The sequence below is a fragment of the Streptomyces sp. NBC_01320 genome, assembly GCF_035974375.1.
In the GTDB taxonomy this organism is placed as follows: Bacteria; Actinomycetota; Actinomycetes; order Streptomycetales; family Streptomycetaceae; genus Streptomyces; species Streptomyces yanii.
Map to the genome: position 1 here is coordinate 9821839 of NZ_CP108390.1, position 15926 is coordinate 9837764.

General features: G+C 69.9%; 20 protein-coding genes. 14 read left to right on the top strand and 6 right to left on the bottom strand.

Features of this window, described 5'->3' with window-relative positions; genetic code table 11:
- Positions 1 to 242 precede the first annotated feature (242 nt).
- The 5 genes from OG395_RS44580 to OG395_RS44600 all read left to right on the top strand — a co-directional run bounded on the left by OG395_RS44580 (position 243) and on the right by OG395_RS44600 (position 3380).
- A complete protein-coding gene (locus OG395_RS44580; RefSeq protein WP_327248000.1) occupies positions 243 to 701 on the top strand; it encodes a hypothetical protein in 459 nt (152 codons plus the stop codon).
- An 84-nt stretch (positions 702 to 785) separates the two neighbouring features.
- Positions 786 to 1295 carry a mycothiol transferase gene (locus OG395_RS44585; RefSeq protein WP_327248001.1) on the top strand — a complete coding sequence of 170 codons (510 nt, stop codon included), beginning with the start codon at positions 786 to 788 and terminating at the stop codon, positions 1293 to 1295.
- A 60-nt stretch (positions 1296 to 1355) separates the two neighbouring features.
- Positions 1356 to 1520: a hypothetical protein gene (locus tag OG395_RS44590; RefSeq protein WP_327248002.1), complete on the top strand. Its 165-nt coding sequence runs from the start codon at positions 1356 to 1358 to the stop codon at positions 1518 to 1520.
- A gap of 74 nt (positions 1521 to 1594) precedes the next feature.
- Complete coding sequence (locus OG395_RS44595; RefSeq protein ID WP_327248003.1) at positions 1595 to 2584, top strand: D-cysteine desulfhydrase family protein; 990 nt, start codon at positions 1595 to 1597, stop codon at positions 2582 to 2584.
- A gap of 556 nt (positions 2585 to 3140) precedes the next feature.
- Positions 3141 to 3380, top strand: a complete 240-nt coding sequence (locus tag OG395_RS44600; RefSeq protein WP_327249654.1) for a DUF6296 family protein — start codon at positions 3141 to 3143, stop codon at positions 3378 to 3380.
- 33 nt (positions 3381 to 3413) lie between these two features.
- On the opposite strand, the gene OG395_RS44605 is transcribed toward OG395_RS44600, so the two are convergent.
- Genes OG395_RS44605 through OG395_RS44615 form a run of 3 tightly spaced genes read right to left on the bottom strand, consistent with a single transcriptional unit; the run spans position 3414 to position 4777 of the window.
- Entirely contained in the window at positions 3414 to 3893 is a 480-nt protein-coding gene (locus OG395_RS44605) for a VOC family protein (RefSeq protein ID WP_327248004.1), read from the bottom strand.
- Positions 3894 to 3938: 45 nt separating this feature from the next.
- Entirely contained in the window at positions 3939 to 4313 is a 375-nt protein-coding gene (locus tag OG395_RS44610) for a hypothetical protein (protein ID WP_327248005.1), read from the bottom strand.
- Entirely contained in the window at positions 4277 to 4777 is a 501-nt protein-coding gene (locus OG395_RS44615; RefSeq protein ID WP_327248006.1) for a hypothetical protein, read from the bottom strand. Before OG395_RS44615 ends, OG395_RS44610 begins: the two co-directional genes overlap by 37 nt.
- Before the next feature lie 162 nt (positions 4778 to 4939).
- Here OG395_RS44615 and OG395_RS44620 point away from each other — a divergent pair, with 162 nt between their 5' ends.
- The 3 genes from OG395_RS44620 (at position 4940) to OG395_RS44630 (ending at position 6345) form a co-directional block, all read left to right on the top strand.
- Complete coding sequence (locus tag OG395_RS44620) at positions 4940 to 5407, top strand: GNAT family N-acetyltransferase (RefSeq protein WP_327248007.1); 468 nt, start codon at positions 4940 to 4942, stop codon at positions 5405 to 5407.
- Between the two features lie 345 nt (positions 5408 to 5752).
- The gene (locus OG395_RS44625; protein ID WP_327248008.1) at positions 5753 to 6220 is read left to right on the top strand and encodes a hypothetical protein; all 468 of its coding nucleotides are present in this window, start codon (positions 5753 to 5755) and stop codon (positions 6218 to 6220) included.
- Positions 6217 to 6345, top strand: coding sequence for a hypothetical protein (locus OG395_RS44630; protein WP_327248009.1), 129 nt, complete (start codon positions 6217 to 6219; stop codon positions 6343 to 6345). Before OG395_RS44625 ends, OG395_RS44630 begins: the two co-directional genes overlap by 4 nt.
- Before the next feature lie 88 nt (positions 6346 to 6433).
- Here OG395_RS44630 and OG395_RS44635 read toward each other — a convergent pair whose 3' ends face one another.
- A complete protein-coding gene (locus OG395_RS44635) occupies positions 6434 to 6625 on the bottom strand; it encodes a DUF6381 family protein (protein ID WP_327248010.1) in 192 nt (63 codons plus the stop codon).
- 140 nt (positions 6626 to 6765) lie between these two features.
- Here OG395_RS44635 and OG395_RS44640 point away from each other — a divergent pair, with 140 nt between their 5' ends.
- Positions 6766 to 7461 (top strand): ribonuclease H family protein, encoded by a 696-nt coding sequence (locus OG395_RS44640; protein ID WP_327248011.1) that lies wholly within the window; start codon positions 6766 to 6768, stop codon positions 7459 to 7461.
- Positions 7462 to 7594: 133 nt separating this feature from the next.
- The gene (locus tag OG395_RS44645) at positions 7595 to 8332 is read left to right on the top strand and encodes a CDP-alcohol phosphatidyltransferase family protein (RefSeq protein ID WP_327248012.1); all 738 of its coding nucleotides are present in this window, start codon (positions 7595 to 7597) and stop codon (positions 8330 to 8332) included.
- Here the strand turns inward: OG395_RS44645 and OG395_RS44650 are convergent.
- The gene (locus tag OG395_RS44650) at positions 8298 to 8747 is read right to left on the bottom strand and encodes an adenylyltransferase/cytidyltransferase family protein (RefSeq protein WP_327248013.1); all 450 of its coding nucleotides are present in this window, start codon (positions 8745 to 8747) and stop codon (positions 8298 to 8300) included. The two genes, OG395_RS44645 and OG395_RS44650, sit on opposite strands and share 35 nt — an antisense overlap.
- A gap of 213 nt (positions 8748 to 8960) precedes the next feature.
- Here OG395_RS44650 and OG395_RS44655 point away from each other — a divergent pair, with 213 nt between their 5' ends.
- The 3 genes from OG395_RS44655 to OG395_RS44665 are packed head-to-tail and all read left to right on the top strand — an operon-like array spanning position 8961 to position 13155.
- Positions 8961 to 10223, top strand: a complete 1263-nt coding sequence (locus tag OG395_RS44655; protein WP_327248014.1) for a glycosyltransferase — start codon at positions 8961 to 8963, stop codon at positions 10221 to 10223.
- Complete coding sequence (locus OG395_RS44660; RefSeq protein ID WP_327248015.1) at positions 10220 to 11914, top strand: lipopolysaccharide biosynthesis protein; 1695 nt, start codon at positions 10220 to 10222, stop codon at positions 11912 to 11914. The genes OG395_RS44655 and OG395_RS44660 overlap by 4 nt, the downstream gene beginning before the upstream one ends.
- Positions 11911 to 13155: a hypothetical protein gene (locus tag OG395_RS44665; protein WP_327248016.1), complete on the top strand. Its 1245-nt coding sequence runs from the start codon at positions 11911 to 11913 to the stop codon at positions 13153 to 13155. Before OG395_RS44660 ends, OG395_RS44665 begins: the two co-directional genes overlap by 4 nt.
- Here the strand turns inward: OG395_RS44665 and OG395_RS44670 are convergent.
- Positions 13124 to 14638 (bottom strand): hypothetical protein, encoded by a 1515-nt coding sequence (locus OG395_RS44670; RefSeq protein ID WP_442818668.1) that lies wholly within the window; start codon positions 14636 to 14638, stop codon positions 13124 to 13126. The genes OG395_RS44665 and OG395_RS44670 overlap by 32 nt on opposite strands.
- A gap of 106 nt (positions 14639 to 14744) precedes the next feature.
- On the opposite strand from OG395_RS44670, the gene OG395_RS44675 reads away from it, so the two are divergent.
- Entirely contained in the window at positions 14745 to 15911 is a 1167-nt protein-coding gene (locus OG395_RS44675; protein WP_327248017.1) for a glycosyltransferase, read from the top strand.
- Positions 15912 to 15926 lie beyond the last annotated feature (15 nt).

Sequence of the window (15926 nt, forward strand, 5' to 3'; positions counted from 1 at the left end):
CTGGTTGGCGGAGCTCCCGAACTCGAACGACTCGCCTCGGCGAACACGTCGTTCTCCCGGGGGCTCCGCTTTCCTGCGAACGGCGGAAGGCGCGGCACGCGGCCGTGCGACACCGGCGGGCGCCCGGGCAGAGGCGGCATGCGTGATCCGGCACCGAGAGGCAGGACCTCTCCGCGAGGCGCCTGCGCCGCCTTCTGGCTATGGTCGACGAGGGGCCGAGTAGCTGATCGACGGAGGCTCCTATGATCATGAAAGTTGAAACACGCGATGTGGCCCCGCGCCTTGCCACTGGCGCGTTCATCCTGAACTCAGGGTTGAGCAAACTGAAAGCGGACGAGAAGACGGCCGCGGGCGTGCACGGCATGGCCTGTGTGGCCTATCCATTCCTGAAGAAGCTGGACGCACAGCGCTTTACCCGGCTGCTCGCCTGGTCGGAGATCGCGGTCGGCGGAACACTGCTCGCTCCCTTCGTTCCGACCCCACTGGCCGGGCTCGCCCTGACCGGGTTCTCCGGCGGGCTGGTCGGCCTGTACCTCCGGGTCCCCGGACTGCGGGAGTCCGGCAGCCTGCGACCCACGCAGAACGGCGTCCCGATGGCCAAGGACTCCTGGATGCTGGGGATCGGGATCGGCTTCCTGGGCGCGGATTCACGCTGGGGAGGCGGGTGTACGACCCGGCGGCGCCGGTGCGGACGGCACTGACCGGACGACCGACACCGGACCAGCGGTGCTCTTCGAGGCGTGTCGATGGCAGGGCCCGGGTGGGGGAGCGGCGATGGTGGTCGCATGAAAAGCGCGGACCTTTTGACGGATGCGTTCACACGAGTCCAGGAATCGGTGCACTCGGCGGTCGAGGGTCTTTCCGTCGACGATCTGCACGTGCGGCTCGACGAGGGCGCCAACTCGATCGTATGGCTGGTGTGGCACCTCACCCGGATTCAGGACGACCATGTCTCGGACGCGTTCGGTGTGGAGCAGGTCTGGTTCTCCCAGGACTGGGCCTCGCGATTCGACCTGCCTTTCGAGAGGGGAGCCACCGGGTACGGGCACAGCAGCAAACAGGTCGCGTCCGTGAAGGTGGATTCGCCCGAACTACTGCTCGGTTACCACGACGCGGTCCACGAGCGGAGCGTCGAATTCATCCGTGGGCTCGACGCCAGGTCCCTGGACCGCATCGTGGACGAGGCCTGGTCGCCGCCGGTCACCCTCGGCGTCCGGCTGATCAGCGTCATCGCGGACGACCTGCAGCATGTTGGCCAGGCCGCATTCGTCCGGGGCTCGCTCGAGCGGCGGTAGAGCCGGACACGTACGGGACGGCTGCCCGGGTGACCTGGACCGTGCGCCCGGCCGACCGTCATGGTGACGGGTGCGGTACGGCCGCACGCGCAGCCGTCGGCCGCGACGTCGGCCGCCCATGAAGCCGACCCTTCGCCGGCATCCATGCGGCTCGACTTCACCGCGACACTCCGCCAGTTGCTCGAAGGGCTGCTCACCGGGGTGCTGACCCGCGCATCGCAGTGAGGCGCGGGCAGCCCCGCGACGGGCATCATGATCAGAGCACACATATGACGGCTTCAGAACGCAGGACGGTGGCCATGACCCCGGACAGTCTCATCCCGCAGCGAACCGTGTTCGGGACGTGGCCGACCCCGCTCGAGCCGATGCCACGGCTCGCCCGTGCGCTCGGCCTCGGCGCGGACGACCTGTGGATCAAGCGCGACGACCTGACGGGTCTGGGCGGCGGTGGGAACAAGGTACGCAAGCTGGAGTGGACGTGCGGCGCGGCCCTGGCCGACGGTGCCACGGTCCTGGTGACCACGGGTGCGCCACAGAGCAACCACGCTCGTTTGACCGCCGCCGCCGGCGCCAGGCTGGGGCTCGACGTCGTACTCGTACTCGCGGGAGCCCCAGGGGCATCGGACTCCGGAAACCTGGCACTCGACGGTCTGTTCGGCGCCACGGTCGTATGGGCCGGTGACGTCGGCGACCAGGCACTCGACGCCACCGCGCAGCAGGTTGCCGCCGGGCTGCGACGGCAGGGCGGTGTCCCGGCGGTCATTCCCTTCGGCGGTTCCAGCGTGCTGGGCGCGCGCGGATACGTCGAGTGCGGACGTGAACTCCTCACCCAGGCCCGCGACCTGGAGACCGTCGTCGTAGCGGTCGGTTCTGGTGGCACGATGGCCGGCCTGGTCGATCCGCTGGGTGCCGCCCGCGTGATCGGTGTCCATTGCGGCGCCGTCACCGACCCGGCCGGGACCGTGTCCGCGTTGGTCTCCGGACTGTCCGGTACGGACTGCGCGCCGGACAGTCTGAGAATGCGGCTCGACCAGGTCGGCGACGGCTACAGCGCTCTGACGGAGCAGTCCATGGCCGCCCTGACACTGACAGCCCGCACCGAAGGCATCGTGCTCGACCCGATCTACACCGGACGCGCGATGGCCGGTCTGATCGCGGCGATCGAGGACGGGGACGTGCTGCCCGGGCAGCGGACGGTCTTCCTGCACTCGGGCGGTCTGCCCGGACTCTTCGGTCACCGGGCGACGCTCGCGCAAGCGGAGGCCGCGTTGACCGTTTCACGACCGTAGACGGCGGGCTCGCCGCGGTGGCCACCACCGCCCTGATCCAGCACATGTGGCCGCCCTCGCCACCGAGGCGCACTCCGCGGTGCTGCGCGCCCCGCACGACACGGGGATCCGGGCGGATCCCTGCCATGGGGTGGCGGACCGGCGGGGCGTGACACGACGGTGGGGCTTCGACACCTGGCTGGTACAGCCGCTGGACGACGTCTTCGCCCACACCGACAAGCCGGCCGGCGACGCGGCGGACAGCAGGATGGCGTTGGGCCTCGCCGTTCCCGGTCCGCGCGGTCTCACCGCCGGAGGGCGGGGGAGGAGGAGCGGTGGCGGAATCGTCGCTCCCGAGGCCCCGTCCACCGTGACCGCGGCGCGCGAGGCACGACAGGCTCTGAGCGGGGGATCAGCGATCCGGTCCTTCACCGGCGGTGAGGCACTCCCGGGCTCCGCGGCAGGCCGACTCCGCGACCACGACGGAGTCGCCCTGAGGCACGGCGCCCTGCTGTGGGCGACAATGGAAGACGCAGGCAGGACATTCGCAGCCGCCGATTCTGGTCCGGAGCCACCCATGGATTGCCCGGAAAGTTATGAGCTGGTATTTCAGGCGTCCGCCGTCGAGGACGACACTGTGGTCGTTCGGCGCACCGCGAAAGAAGGGGCCGGCGGCTATCCCATCTACGAGGACGAGACGGGAATCGTCCGCGCGGAGATCAGCGAGCTCGGTGAGGTACGCATGCTGGCCAGCGGCGGACACCAGGTGTTCGGATCACCGCAGGTCCGCGCGGTCACCGAGCACACCGAGCCCTGAGGAGCCCGCGCCGCCTCGACCGCCCGGTGGACCTCAAACCCCGGCGTGGACCTTCTGAAGTGCAGCGATGTCGAGCTTTTTCATCGTCATCATCGCTTCGGTGGTCCGGCTCGCCTTCACTGGATCAGGGTCGCCGATCCAGTCGATGAGCACGTTCGGCACGACCTGCCACGACACGCCGTACTTGTCCTTGAGCCACCCGCAAGGACCTTCCTCGCCGCCTTCGCAGAGCCTGCTCCAGTAGTAGTCCACTTCCTCCTGGTCGTCGCAGCGGATCTGAAATGAAATGGATTCGTTGAAGGTGAACTGCGGTCCGCCGTTCAGTGCGACGAACTTCTGGCCGTTGATCTCGAACTCGACGGCCAGAACGGACCCGGCCGGACCCGGCCCGGCCTCGGAGTAGCGGCCCACCCTGCCGAGCTTCGAGTTCTTGAAGATCGACATGTAATGGTCCGCCGCCTCTTCGGCCTGCCCGTCGAGCCACAGGCAGGTGGTGAAGCCTTCGCTGGTCATCGCTGTCTCCTCGCCATAAGGGTGTGTCCACCGATACCGACCGATTCAGCGCCGAAAACTCATCGGTGTCCGGTTCACAAAAAAGGGACGGGTTGCCGTCCGCCATTCGGCGGCAAACCGGTGCCCCGTCGCGAACCGCTCTGCGGGATCCCTGCGGGTGGCCCGCGGGAGCACCGCCAGCTGTGCCGGACTGCCCCGCCACGCCCCCTCCTCGTCCCCGGAGTCCAGGAGAAGCCGAGCCGCACGGCCCAGGGTGAACACCGTCGTCCGCGTGTCGATGAGTGCCCCTTGCACGGACTCCTCGGGCGCCATGAACCGCCGTGACCCCGGCAGCCGGTCGTCGGCCGGCACAAAGGGGCCGGGCCGGTACTCGTCGAGGTCGATCAGGCGCACCGTGTCCCGGGCGAAGTCGTACAGCAACGCACCGTCGTAGAAGTCGACGCCACCTGACCGGCGTCCTCCACGGCGAGATGAGCGCTCAGGACCTGCTCGAACGCGTGGAGCCCCCGGGTGACCGGCAGCGCCCGGAAGCGTGCGATGGCGCTGTCGGGGCTGGAGCGGTTGCGCCTCGCGTACAGCACCTCGCCCTCATGCCACGGCATCACCACCGCGCACCTGTCACCCACAGTGATCCGGTGGAGCTGCGGGACGATCGCCGGGTGGCGTACCGCCTGGTGGAAAGCCCACCCGCGGTCGAGCGACCGCCGGCCGGCTTCCGTGACCGCCGCCTTGACGAACCACCGCTCACCGTCTTCGAGCCGTACGCCGTAGGACACACACCCCGAGTCCTGTTCGCGAAAGGCGGCGAAGACCTTCCCCACACGGTCCAGATACGGCTCCAGGGCGGACAACTCGGATTTCTCCAGCAACGGGTGCGAGGCCATGGACAGCATGATGCCCTCGTCCGTCGGTCGTCCGCAGATCGTCCGAGAGCTGTTCGCACCATCGGGCCCGTGCCCGACCCGCGCGAGGCGGCCGGGTAAGACCCCTGGATGATGGGCGCACCACCAGACGGCCGCCCTGACCACCCTGACCGGAGGTATCCGATGAACGGCGCTCCCCACGTACGGCACGCGCGCCCCGCCGATCTGCCGCGCATCGCCGAACTCGCCGCCGAGCACGCCGCGTACGAGAAGGATGCGGCGCCGTCCCCGGGCCTGGCGGAGCGGCTTGCGGTACTCCTCTTCGACGTTCCGGACCAGCGGTTGCGGTGCCTCGTGGCGGAGCGGGCCGACGGAGAGGTCGTCGGGTATGCGACCTGTATGCCCGAACTGTCCACCTGGGAGGGGTGCGAGTACCTTCACATGGACTGCCTCTTCCTCCGCGAGGGCAACCGGGGACTGGGCCTCGGGGCGCTGCTCATGGATGCCGTAGCGGCAGAGGCGAAGCAACTGGGGCTCACCGAGGTGCAGTGGCAGACGCCCGCGTGGAACGAAGGAGCGATCCGGTTCTACGACCGTCTCGGCGGCCGGGCCAAGGAGAAGATCCGCTACACGCTGCCGGTCATGGACTGAGCGTCCGCTCCTCGGCGGGGAGCCAGTTGCCGTGCAGGCCAAGCGGTACGTGTACGGGGATGCAAACCCGGGCGAGCGGACCCGATCCCGGGTTGTCGGCGGGAATGACGGGCAGTCAACTACTCGCGTCCGTAAGGTTGGCGGCGTACGTCATCCAGTCGCCGTGCCCACCGGATCCGCTCCCCGTGGAGGGGGCGAAGACCGGTTCGCCGACCGACAGGTCGCCGGCCCGCCACAGCACCGAGGCTCCGGTGCCGTCCTCGGTGTCGTACCAGGCGGATCGCGTCGTACTCGCCGGGCAACAGGTCGACGTCGCCGGTTACCGGGGGCGACGGCGACCCAGCGGTGCTGACGGCCGATCAGCCGATCGTCGATCCTGCGGAGTTCGATGCACGAGTCGTCCAGTTGCCTACGGTGCATAGTGCCGCCGAACCGGTCGATGGCCACCCGCACCGGACCGCCGGGGTCCGGGCGTTGTCGCTCCGTGGATCATCTTCGATGTCGTGGCCGACCCCAGTACGTGGAAATACGCGGCGTTCGCCGGTACTCATCGCCGCGGTCGTGCTCAACTACCCCGATCTGCGGCGCGGCATCTACGCGATGCTCGACGTCACGGGCATCGCCTTCTTCGCGATCATCAGCATCCTCGGGATGGTCCTCGACCGCCAGGATCTGTGCTGGCTGGAGACCTGTGCCCAGGTTCTGTCCAACGGCGTGATCGCCGCGGTGTTCTACGGGCCGGGCTGGTCCGTCGCAACGCCCCACGGCTCAGCGAGAAGCCCCGTCCCTTTAGGGCAGGGAGGAGTCACATGACGTCCGGGACGGACTGGCCCAACGGGATCATCCCCGTCGCCCTGCTCGTTCTTGCGGTCCGCTTGACCCGGCACTACCGGGAGTACGTGAAGCAACGCGCAGCCATGGCACGTGCCGGGGTCTGAACCGTCTCCGAACGGAAGCGAGGCCGATGGCCTGCCACTCACTCATGGAAGAGCGGCAGACCACCGACCGTTCACGTGGTGCGGCTGCTTACTTGGGCCGGCGCATGTCGCCGGAGCCCATGTTGCCGAGCTGCTCGCTCTGCTCCTGCAGCTTCCGCGCCTTCTCCTGGAGCCGCTGACGCTGCTCCGGGTCGGTCGCGCGCTCCGCGGCCTCGGTCAGATGCCGGGCCTTGTCGCGCATCTCCTGGGCGCGGCCACTGGTTTCGCCTGCAACGCTCATCGTCACTCCTAGGACGGTAGGGAAGAGCGGGCTCATTCAGAGAACCAGCGTCCGGCTGTCACCGCATTCCGAACCGTTACGCTGCGTTACCGGCTGCCCGTGGGGCCGTGGGCCGGGTCGGCGCTGGCATGATCAGGGGTATGAACGAGTGCATCATCGCCGCGTGTGACGGGGCATCGAAGGGGAATCCGGGACCTGCGGCCTGGGCATGGGTCGTGGCCGATGCGCAGGGGACTCCGCAGCGTTGGGAGGCGGGGCCGCTGGGCACCGCGACCAACAACGTCGCCGAGCTCACCGCACTTCAGTCGCTGCTGGAGGCCACGGATCCGGCCGTGGAGACCGAGGTCCGGATGGACTCGCAGTACGCGATGAACGCGGTGACGAAGTGGCTGCCGGGGTGGAAGCGGAACGGCTGGAAGACCTCGGCCGGCAAGCCCGTGGCCAACCAGGAGCTGGTGGTCCGCATCGACGAATTGCTGAGCGGCCGGACCGTCCGCTTCGTCTACGTGCCAGCCCATCAGGTGGACGGCGATCCGCTCAACGCCCTTGCCGACCAAGCGGCCAGCGAGGCCGCCGTGACGCAGCAGGCGGCCGGCACGGCCCACGGCTCCCCGCTGCCGACGCCCGCACCGGCCAGGGCCTCCGAGAGCCGAAGCAGCAGCGCGGCGGCGAAGAGGAAGACGGCGGGCGCGGCACGCCCCGCGCCCACCGGGGGCACCATCCGGGCCAAGTTCGCCGGGCGTTGCCACTGCGGAAAGCCGTACGCGGCGAAGGACATGATCGCGAAGAATCCGAACGGATGGGGCCACCCGGAGTGCAGGTCAGCACCCGCCTGAGCCGACAGCCTGCCGGGCCGGGACCGGGGGAGTGCTCACCTGAAAGAGGTTCTCCGTGCCATGATGCGGCTCCGACCGCAGCGCTTTCGGTGTTCCGCCGGCGCTGCGGGAACGGCTGGACGCTGGGGGGCGGATGGGATCCACAGGCACGGTGCTGCGCGAATTGCGTGGCGCGCAGAAGACCGCAAAGGGTGTGTCGCTCTACTCGCGGTATGTCAACCGCCCGGCCGGGCGTGTGCTTGCCGCGGGCGCCTACCGGATCGGGCTCACACCCAATCAAGTCACCTTGGTCAGTGCGGCCTTCACTTTCACCGCAGTTGCCTCGGTAGCGCTGGTCCGACCCTCCTGGGGGCTCGCCTTCGCCGTGTATGCGGGGCTGGCCGTCGGCTTCGCCTTCGACTCGGCCGACGGGCAGCTCGCCCGGCTGACCGGACGCGGCGGGCCGGACGGAGAGTGGCTGGACCATGTCGTGGACTGCGCCAAGCTGATCCTCGTACATATCGCCGTACTCATCTCGTTCCACCGGTTTGCGCAACTGCCCGGCGAGGGCTGGCTGCTGCTGCCGCTGGGTTTCCTGTTCGTCGCCGTGCTCACCTTCTGCGCCGGTCTGCTGCGCGAGCAGCTCGGCAAGGCGGCGGCCCGCCCCGCACCGGCCGACCGTGCCCCGGCCCCGGCCCCGGTGTCCCGGGTGCGGGCCGTGGCACTGCTCCCCGCCGACTACGGGGTGTTCTGCCTGGTGTTCCTGCTGTACGGCGACGAGACCGCGTTCCGTATCGGCTATGCAGCACTCGCCGTCGTGCACGCGCTGTTCCTCGTGGCGTTCCTCGTCAAGTGGTTCAGGGAGCTGAAAGCGCTCCGGGCTGCGGATTGACGAGGGTGTCCAGCGCCCGGCGCAGCTGGGTGCTGGACGTGTGCACGGTGTAGGGGAAGTAGACCACCTCCACACCGACCTCGGCGAAGTCGCGCTCGAGTCGTTCCCCCTTTTCCGTGCCCCGCCAGTCGTCCCCCTTGAAAATGACGTCGAACCTGACCTGCTGCCACGTCTCGACCTTGTCGGGAACGGTCTCGACGAACGCCGCGTCCACATAGCGCACACTGCGGACGATCTCCAGCCGCTCCGGCAGCGGGATCACCGGCGTGTGGCCCTTGGCCAGCGCGGCCATCTCGTCCGAGACGACCCCCGCCACGAGGTAGTCGCACTGGCTGCGGGCATGCCGCAGGATGTTCAGGTGCCCTACGTGGAACAGGTCGTAGACCCCCGGCGCGTAGCCGACCCTGTGCACCATCCGTTCTCTCCCCCCACGGTGAACATGATGTCCGTGTTCCGGTCGCAGGTGTCCGGACATGGCATCCGGTCCTGCGGGATATCGGTATCCGTGCTGATGGTGCAATGACCTTACTGTGAAGACCACTTGCGCATCACGTGAACGGATAAGCTCACTTTTGGGGTTGTTCCCTCGGGGGAACAGAGGCTGTACCGGGGGGAAGGTGATCGTCCGATGTCCCATGCTGATCACGACAAGCCGTTCGCATACCGCAGGCTTCTCGTGGTGTCGACCAACTATGCGCCGGAGCTGACCGGAATCGGCCCGTACGCCGCACAACTCGCCGAGCACTGGGCAGCGTCCGGAGCGGAGACCCATGTCCTCACCGGCATGCCGCACTACCCTTCCTGGCGCACGGACGCCGAGTACCGGGGGTTCTGGCGAACTACCGAGAGCCGCGCCGGGGTGCTGGTCCATCGGCGAAGGCATTATGTGCCGCCCCGTCAGACCGCTCTTCGCAGAGGTGCGTTCGAGGCGACCGTGCTCGCGCACGGTCTGCTCGCACCGCTCGGGTCCCGGCCGGACGCGGTGGTGTCCCAGATGCCGAGCCTGGCCGGCGGTGTCATCGGCGCCAGGCTGGCCCGCCGCCACCGGGTCCCGTACATACCCGTCGTGCAGGACCTGATGGGCGCCGCCGCCGCGCAGAGCGGCATCCGTGGCGGGGACCGGGCGGCGGCCGTCGCCGCGAGGGCCGAGCGGTACGCGCTCCGCTCCGCCTCCCTCGTCGGCGTCATCCACGAGAGCTTCGTCTCCCGTGTCACCGCCTACGGCGTCGACCCGGGACGCGTCCGCCTGGTCCCCAACTGGAGCCATGTGCAGCGGCCTTCCGCCGACCGCGCCGCGACCCGGGCCCGGCTCGGCTGGCACGCCGACACCCCGGTGGTGCTGCATTCCGGGAACATGGGGCTCAAGCAGGGACTCGACGTCCTCGTCGACGCGGCCCGACTGGCCCCCGATGTGCGCATCGTGTTGATGGGCGACGGCAATCAGCGCGAGGAACTGCGTGCCCGCGCGGCCGGCCTGCCCAACCTCGACTTCCTGCCACCCGCCGGTGCAGACGAGTTCACCGACGTCCTGGCCGCCGCGGACGTCCTCACGGTGACCCAGCGTGCGTCCGTGCTCGACATGAGCGTGCCGTCCAAACTCACCTCGTACTTCGTCTCCGGCCGCCCCGTCGTCGCCTCGGTGGCCGACGAGGGCGGCACCGCCCAGGAGGTGCGTCGCTCCGGCGCAGGGATCCTGGTCGCACCCGAGGACCCCGGCGCGCTGCTGGCAGCCGTACGGAAGCTCGTCGAGGGACCGGCCGAGGCGGACGCACTGGGCGCCCGCGGGCCGGAGTACGTCGCACGTCACCTGAGCCGTGAAGCGGGCCTCGCCCGGTTCGACGCCCTGCTTACCGAGGTCCTCGAAGACCCACAAGGGAGACCACGCCGATGACGCATCCGATCCGCGCGCTGGAGGAGCAGGACGAACCCGCTCTGCTGCGCGACCAGTTCCGGCAACTCCTGCGCTACCGCGCACTCCTCGCCATCGGCGTGGTCGTCGGGCTGCTGGGCAGCGGCTGGCTCGCCCTCAGCAGTGAGGCGAGCTACACGGCCACCGGCGAGGTGTTCGTCCGCAACGCCACCTCCGACCCCTTCGCCACCGGCGCCTCCGCCGACAAGGGGATCAACATCGGCTCCGAGCGGCAGACCGCTGTCAGCGACGCGGTAGGCACCATTGCCGCTCGCGCCCTGGCGCGGCGCGACGACCGGGTGAAGGTCGGGAAGTTGCTCGCCGGTCTCCAGGTCACCAACCCGCCCAACACCCTCGTGCTGCGCTTCTCCTACACCGCCCGCACCCCCGCCCTGGCCAAGCAGCGGGCCGAGGCGCTCGCCGACGCCTATCTGGAGATACGCAGGGAGCGCACCGAGAACAGCATCGACAACATGGTCGACGGTTACCGCGCCCAGCTGAAGCCGCTCACCGAACAGCGCGACAAGCTGGCCGGTGAGTCGGCCGGGACCAGGGGTGACGACGTGACCAGCGCCCGGGCCAACCTGGTGGTCGCGATCTCCGAACTGAGCCGAAAAATCTCGGAGTTGCGCGCTCTGGACACCACACCCGGCTACCTCAACAAGAAGCCCGTCGCACCGGAGAAGCCCACGGGGGCGGGACTGCCCCTGCTGCTCGGGCTCGGCGGCGTCGTCGGACTCGCGCTCGGTCTGCTGCTGTCCTGGGTGCGTCTCGTCTTCGACCCGGCGGTCCGCTCCACCCGGGAGCTGGTCCGCTCGCTCGGTGCCCCGCTGCTCGGCACCCTGCCGAAGGAACGCGGCTCCCAGGGGGCGCTGCTCGCCATCGGACGAAGCGGCAGCAGGCTCGCCGAGGAATACCGGGCGGTGGCGTTCCGCCTCGCCTACGACCCGTCGTTCGAACAGCGCCGACGGCTCCTCGTCACAGCCCCGCGCGGCGACAACGAAGCGGCCACCGCCGCGGCGGTCAACCTGGCAGCCGCCTTCGCCGAAATGGGCCGTGACGTGCTCCTCGTCGAGGCGGATCTCCGTACCCCGTCCCTGGCCCGCGATCTCGGCCCCGCCGTACAGGGAAGACCCCGCTGGGCCGCGGAGGGCGACGACCGCGCCTGGCCGTCGGACAGTCGTACGAACGTGGACGTGCCCGGCTCCGGCGCCTTCACCCTGATCGCCGGACGCCGGATCGACAACGTGCCGCGCGCATTGACCTCGGCGCCCGTCAGCCGCATCGTCGCCGAGGGGGACCGCCCCGGCTCAGTGGTCATCGTGCTGGCGCCGCCCGTGCTGTCGTACGCCGACGCCGTCGCCCTGATCGACCGTGTCGAGGGCGTCGTGGTGGTCTGCGACCCGCGCGAAGTCCACCGCAGCGACCTGGAACGGATCCGCGAGATCATCGGCGCGGCCGGCGGCACCGTACTCGGTACCTTGCTGCATCCCGGGCGCGGCCGCTTCGAGCGCAGGGCGCGCCAGAAGTCCGGCAGGCGCCGCACGAACGGGGGCCGGTCGGGGCAGGACGGCCAGGACGGCCGCGGTGGACCCGAGGGCTCCGAACACACCGGCGACCCCACAGAAACCCTCGGGCTGCGCGCCTTCGACACCTCTGCAGGGCGCCGGTGAGAGCACGCACCGCGGTCGTCAGCTCCGTCGCGGACCAAGGGGTGGCGGCCCTCACCAACATCCTGGTGCTGGTGGCGGCCGCACGGCTCTCCACCGTCGCCGACTTCGCCCGCTTCTCGGCCGTGTATCTCGTCTTCACGGTGCTGCTGGGGATCTCCGGCGCCTACACCGGACAGCCGCTCGTGCTGCGGCGCGGCGCCGGCGAGGAGGTGCGCGGCGCCTGCAGGTCGGCGGTCGACTTCACCCTCCTCGCCGCGTCGGCCCTCGGCGCGCTGCTGGCCGCAGTCTGCTTGTTCGTGCCCGGGGACACCGCGCGCGCCCTGATGGTCCTGGGGCTCGTCCTGCCCGTCGTGCTCGGACAGGACGCCATGCGCTATGCCTTCTCCACCCTGCAGCGGCCGCACCTCGCGCTGGCGAGCGACGTGCTGCGGCTCGCCTGTGTGCTCGGCGCCCTGGCCGTCCAGCCGTACGGCGCCCCGGCCGCACGGCTCGTCGCCGTCTGGGGGCTGTCCGCGCTGCCCGCGCTGCTGCTCTCCGCCGCCCTGCTGCGCCGCCACGTCGCCGGTACGCAGCGGAGGTTGAAGGTCCTGATGAGGCGAGAACACCTCGGGCGGCGGTTCGTGGTCGAGTTCGGCGTGGGGAACGCGACCAGCCAGCTCTCCGTTCTCGGACTCGGTGTGTTCGGCAACCCCCTGGTCGTCGGCGCGCTGCGCGGCGCGACCACGCTTTTCGGACCGCTCAACGTGCTGTTCACCTCCGCCACCAGCTTCGGCCCACCCCTGCTCGGACGGCTCGGCTCCGAAGGGCGCCGGATACGCGCCACCGCCGGTCTGGCCGCGGTCCTGGCCGCCACCGCCGCGGTCTGGGCCACGACGCTCGCGCTGCTGCCCGACGGTGTGGGTCGCCATCTGCTCGGTGACACCTGGCCCACGGCGGCGGCACTGCTGCCGGCGACCGGCAGCCAGTACACGGCGATGGCCGTCGGCACCTGCGGGCTGCTGGCGCTGCGGATGCTGGACCCGCGCACCACTCTCTCCATCCAGGTGGTGTTCTCGCTCGCCGCCGTCGCGTTCCTGGCTGGCGGCTATGCGGTCGGCGGCGTGCCGGGTGCTGCCTGGGGGCTGTGTCTGGGATCCGTCTGCAAGGCGGTGGCGACCTGGATCCGGGTGGCCGGGCTGCACCGGCGCACCGCACCCGCGCAGCCTCCGGTCAGCTTGACCGCGGCCCGCCCCGGCCCCTGAAGCTCGTGACCAGCAGCAGGCAGAGTGCTCCGATGGCCAGCTTCCCGACGGACTGCAGCAGCGGTCCGCGCAGCAGGATGAATGTGTACCCGGCGATCAGCGGCGCCGCGATGGCCAGGACACCTCCGGGCCCGGGTCCGTCCCGGGAGACCGCCAGCGCGTAACGGCGGTCGGTGCGCGCGGCGGCGTACCCGATCAGTGCGAGACCGCCGACCACCCCTGGCGCGCCGAAGTCGACCCAGAACTCGGTCCACAGCGGCGCCGAGAGGTTGGTCATGCTCATCCCCATCCACTGGCCGACCCGGACCCCGGTGTCCTCCGGCTTGCCGCTCCACACCGCCCGCGGCACGAAGAACAGCGCGGAGCCGGCCAGTTGACGCCCGTACGTGTGGTCACGGGTGTCGACCCAGGAGATGGTGTTCGCGAACATCACCGTCTGGTCGTAGTCCTTCGTCGCCAGGGGTTCGAAGACGGACGACGACTGCACCGGCCGGTACCCGGCGTCGTCGTACCGGAACCGGTCCGCGTACGGGAACAGCACCAGAGCCCCGACCACCCCCATCGCGAGCACCGACCGGTACATCGCGGCGCTGCTCGGGAACGCGGTGAAAAGGAGCGAGACCAGCACCGTCAGGAACCAGTAACGGGCGTTGGAGATCGGGTTGTTGACGATGACGTTGAGAATCGCCAGCGCCATCCAGACCAGAACCGTCGAGGGAGAGCGCCGGGCCCGCCGCGAGGTCACCAGGCGACGGGTGTAGAACAGCAGCGCCAACAGGACGGGCACCGTACCGAAGCCCTTGAGGAAGGCGGAGCCCACGTTCGACTCGGAGGACGCGACCGAGCTGACGGCGACGGTGGCGCTGATCTCCTGGCGGCTGGTGAAGAAGATGGCGGGCCCGCCGAGCTTCAGGATGTAGTACCCGCTCGCGGCGAACGCGAGCAGCACCAGCAGCCGGAGCCTGATCCGGTGCGCGGTGGCCGGGCCGCTCCCGCTGCGCGCCGCTGTGCGCCGGCGCAGCGGTCGCCGGGACGCCAGCAGCGCACCGAGGTCGAACGCCGCGCAGCCCATCAGGATCAGCGAGATCGCCGTCACCAGGTCCGACCGGGGCCCGACCATCGGCGTCGGGGTCTGGCCGATGACCGCCTGGGCGAACGGAGCCACCCCCATCGCGATGTACACGAACATCCAGAAGACGCCCTGGAGCAGCCGCCGTCCGGTCGACAGGATCATCGTGGCCAGCCGCGCACCCGCATAGCAGGTCAGGACGAGCTGCAGCCAGTAGGCGGTGTCGCCGACGCCCGTGCCGGGCTGGGCGGCGATCACCGCGGGCAGGAAGCAGACCAGGCCGAGGATGAGCGGCACGGCCAGCGCCCGCGAGAGCATCGCCCAGGACATCGGCTTCGCCGGAGGCTGGACCCGCCGGCCACCGCCACCCCGCCGTACGGGTACGGGCGGCGCCGTCTCGTGCACGGACGTCATTCGTCCCCCGTTCCGTGGATCGGTGAACACTCTAACGAATCAACCCACTTGGGGTAATCAGGATGACTACTCTGTGAAGAGTAGGCCGAGGTCGAGGGGAACCCTGGTGAAAATCCTGCACATCGTCACGCTGCACACTCCGGACCACGCGTTCGGCGGTCCGACCCGGGTGGCGCTCAACCTGTCGAAGGTCCAGCGTGCCCATGGCGACGACGCCCGGATCATGGCGCTCGGCGACGGCTTCGTCGGCGAGCTGCCGCGCGAGGTCGAGGGCGTGCCCGCCCACCTCTTCCAGGCCCGTCACCTCCTGCCGATGTTCGAGGTCAGCGGCATCACATCGGGCGCGCTGCTGCTGGCCGCCCGGCGCAGGATGCGTGGCGCGGATCTCGTCCATGTCCATCTGATGCGCGACCTGGTGACGCTGCCCGCCGCCCTCCTCGCGCTGGCCCTGCGCCGCCCGCTGGTCGTCCAGACACACGGCATGGTGGACCCGACCGAGAAGCGCGTCGCCCAGCTGACCGACCTGCTGGGCGTACGGAAGGTGCTGCGCGGCGCCGACGCGGTGCTGCACCTGACCGAGATGGAGCGCCTCGATGTGAACGCCGTGGCCGCCCCGGTGCCGCTCACCCGCACCGTACGGCTGGTCAACGGCGTACGCCCGCAGAAGCGCAAGCCCGCCCGGGACCCGGGGCAGCCGCCGACGGTGCTCTTCCTGGCCCGGATCCAGCAGCGCAAGCGCCCGGAGGACTTCGTCGCAGCGATGCCCGCAGTCCTTGCGAAGTACCCGGACGCCCGGTTCGTCCTGGCAGGACCGGACACCGGAGCACTCCCCGGAACGCTGGAACTGGCCGCGAGACTGGGAGTGCTGGAGTCGCTCGACCATGTGGGACCGCTCGGCCACGAAGAGGTTCTCGCCGCCGGACGGCGCGCCGATGTGTACGTACTGCCGTCGATCGAGGAACCCCTCGGGGTCTCGGTCCTCGAAGCGATGTCGGTCGGTACGCCCGTGGTGATCACCCGCACCTGCGGGCTGGGCCCCGATGTAGCGGAGGCCGGGGCGGGCCGGGTGATCGACAGCCGGGTCGGCGAGGACGAGGCCAATGCCCAGAAGGTCGCGCAGGCGATCCTCGAACTCCTGGAGCCGAAGACCAACGCCGAAGCAGGAAACGCTGCGTGGCAGCTGGTCAATGAGCGCTTCACCATCAAGGCCGTGGCGCAGACCCTCCGGCGGACCTATGAGGACGTGGTCCGCCGGAAGGCCGCATCCCGCTGATGCCGGATACGGTGC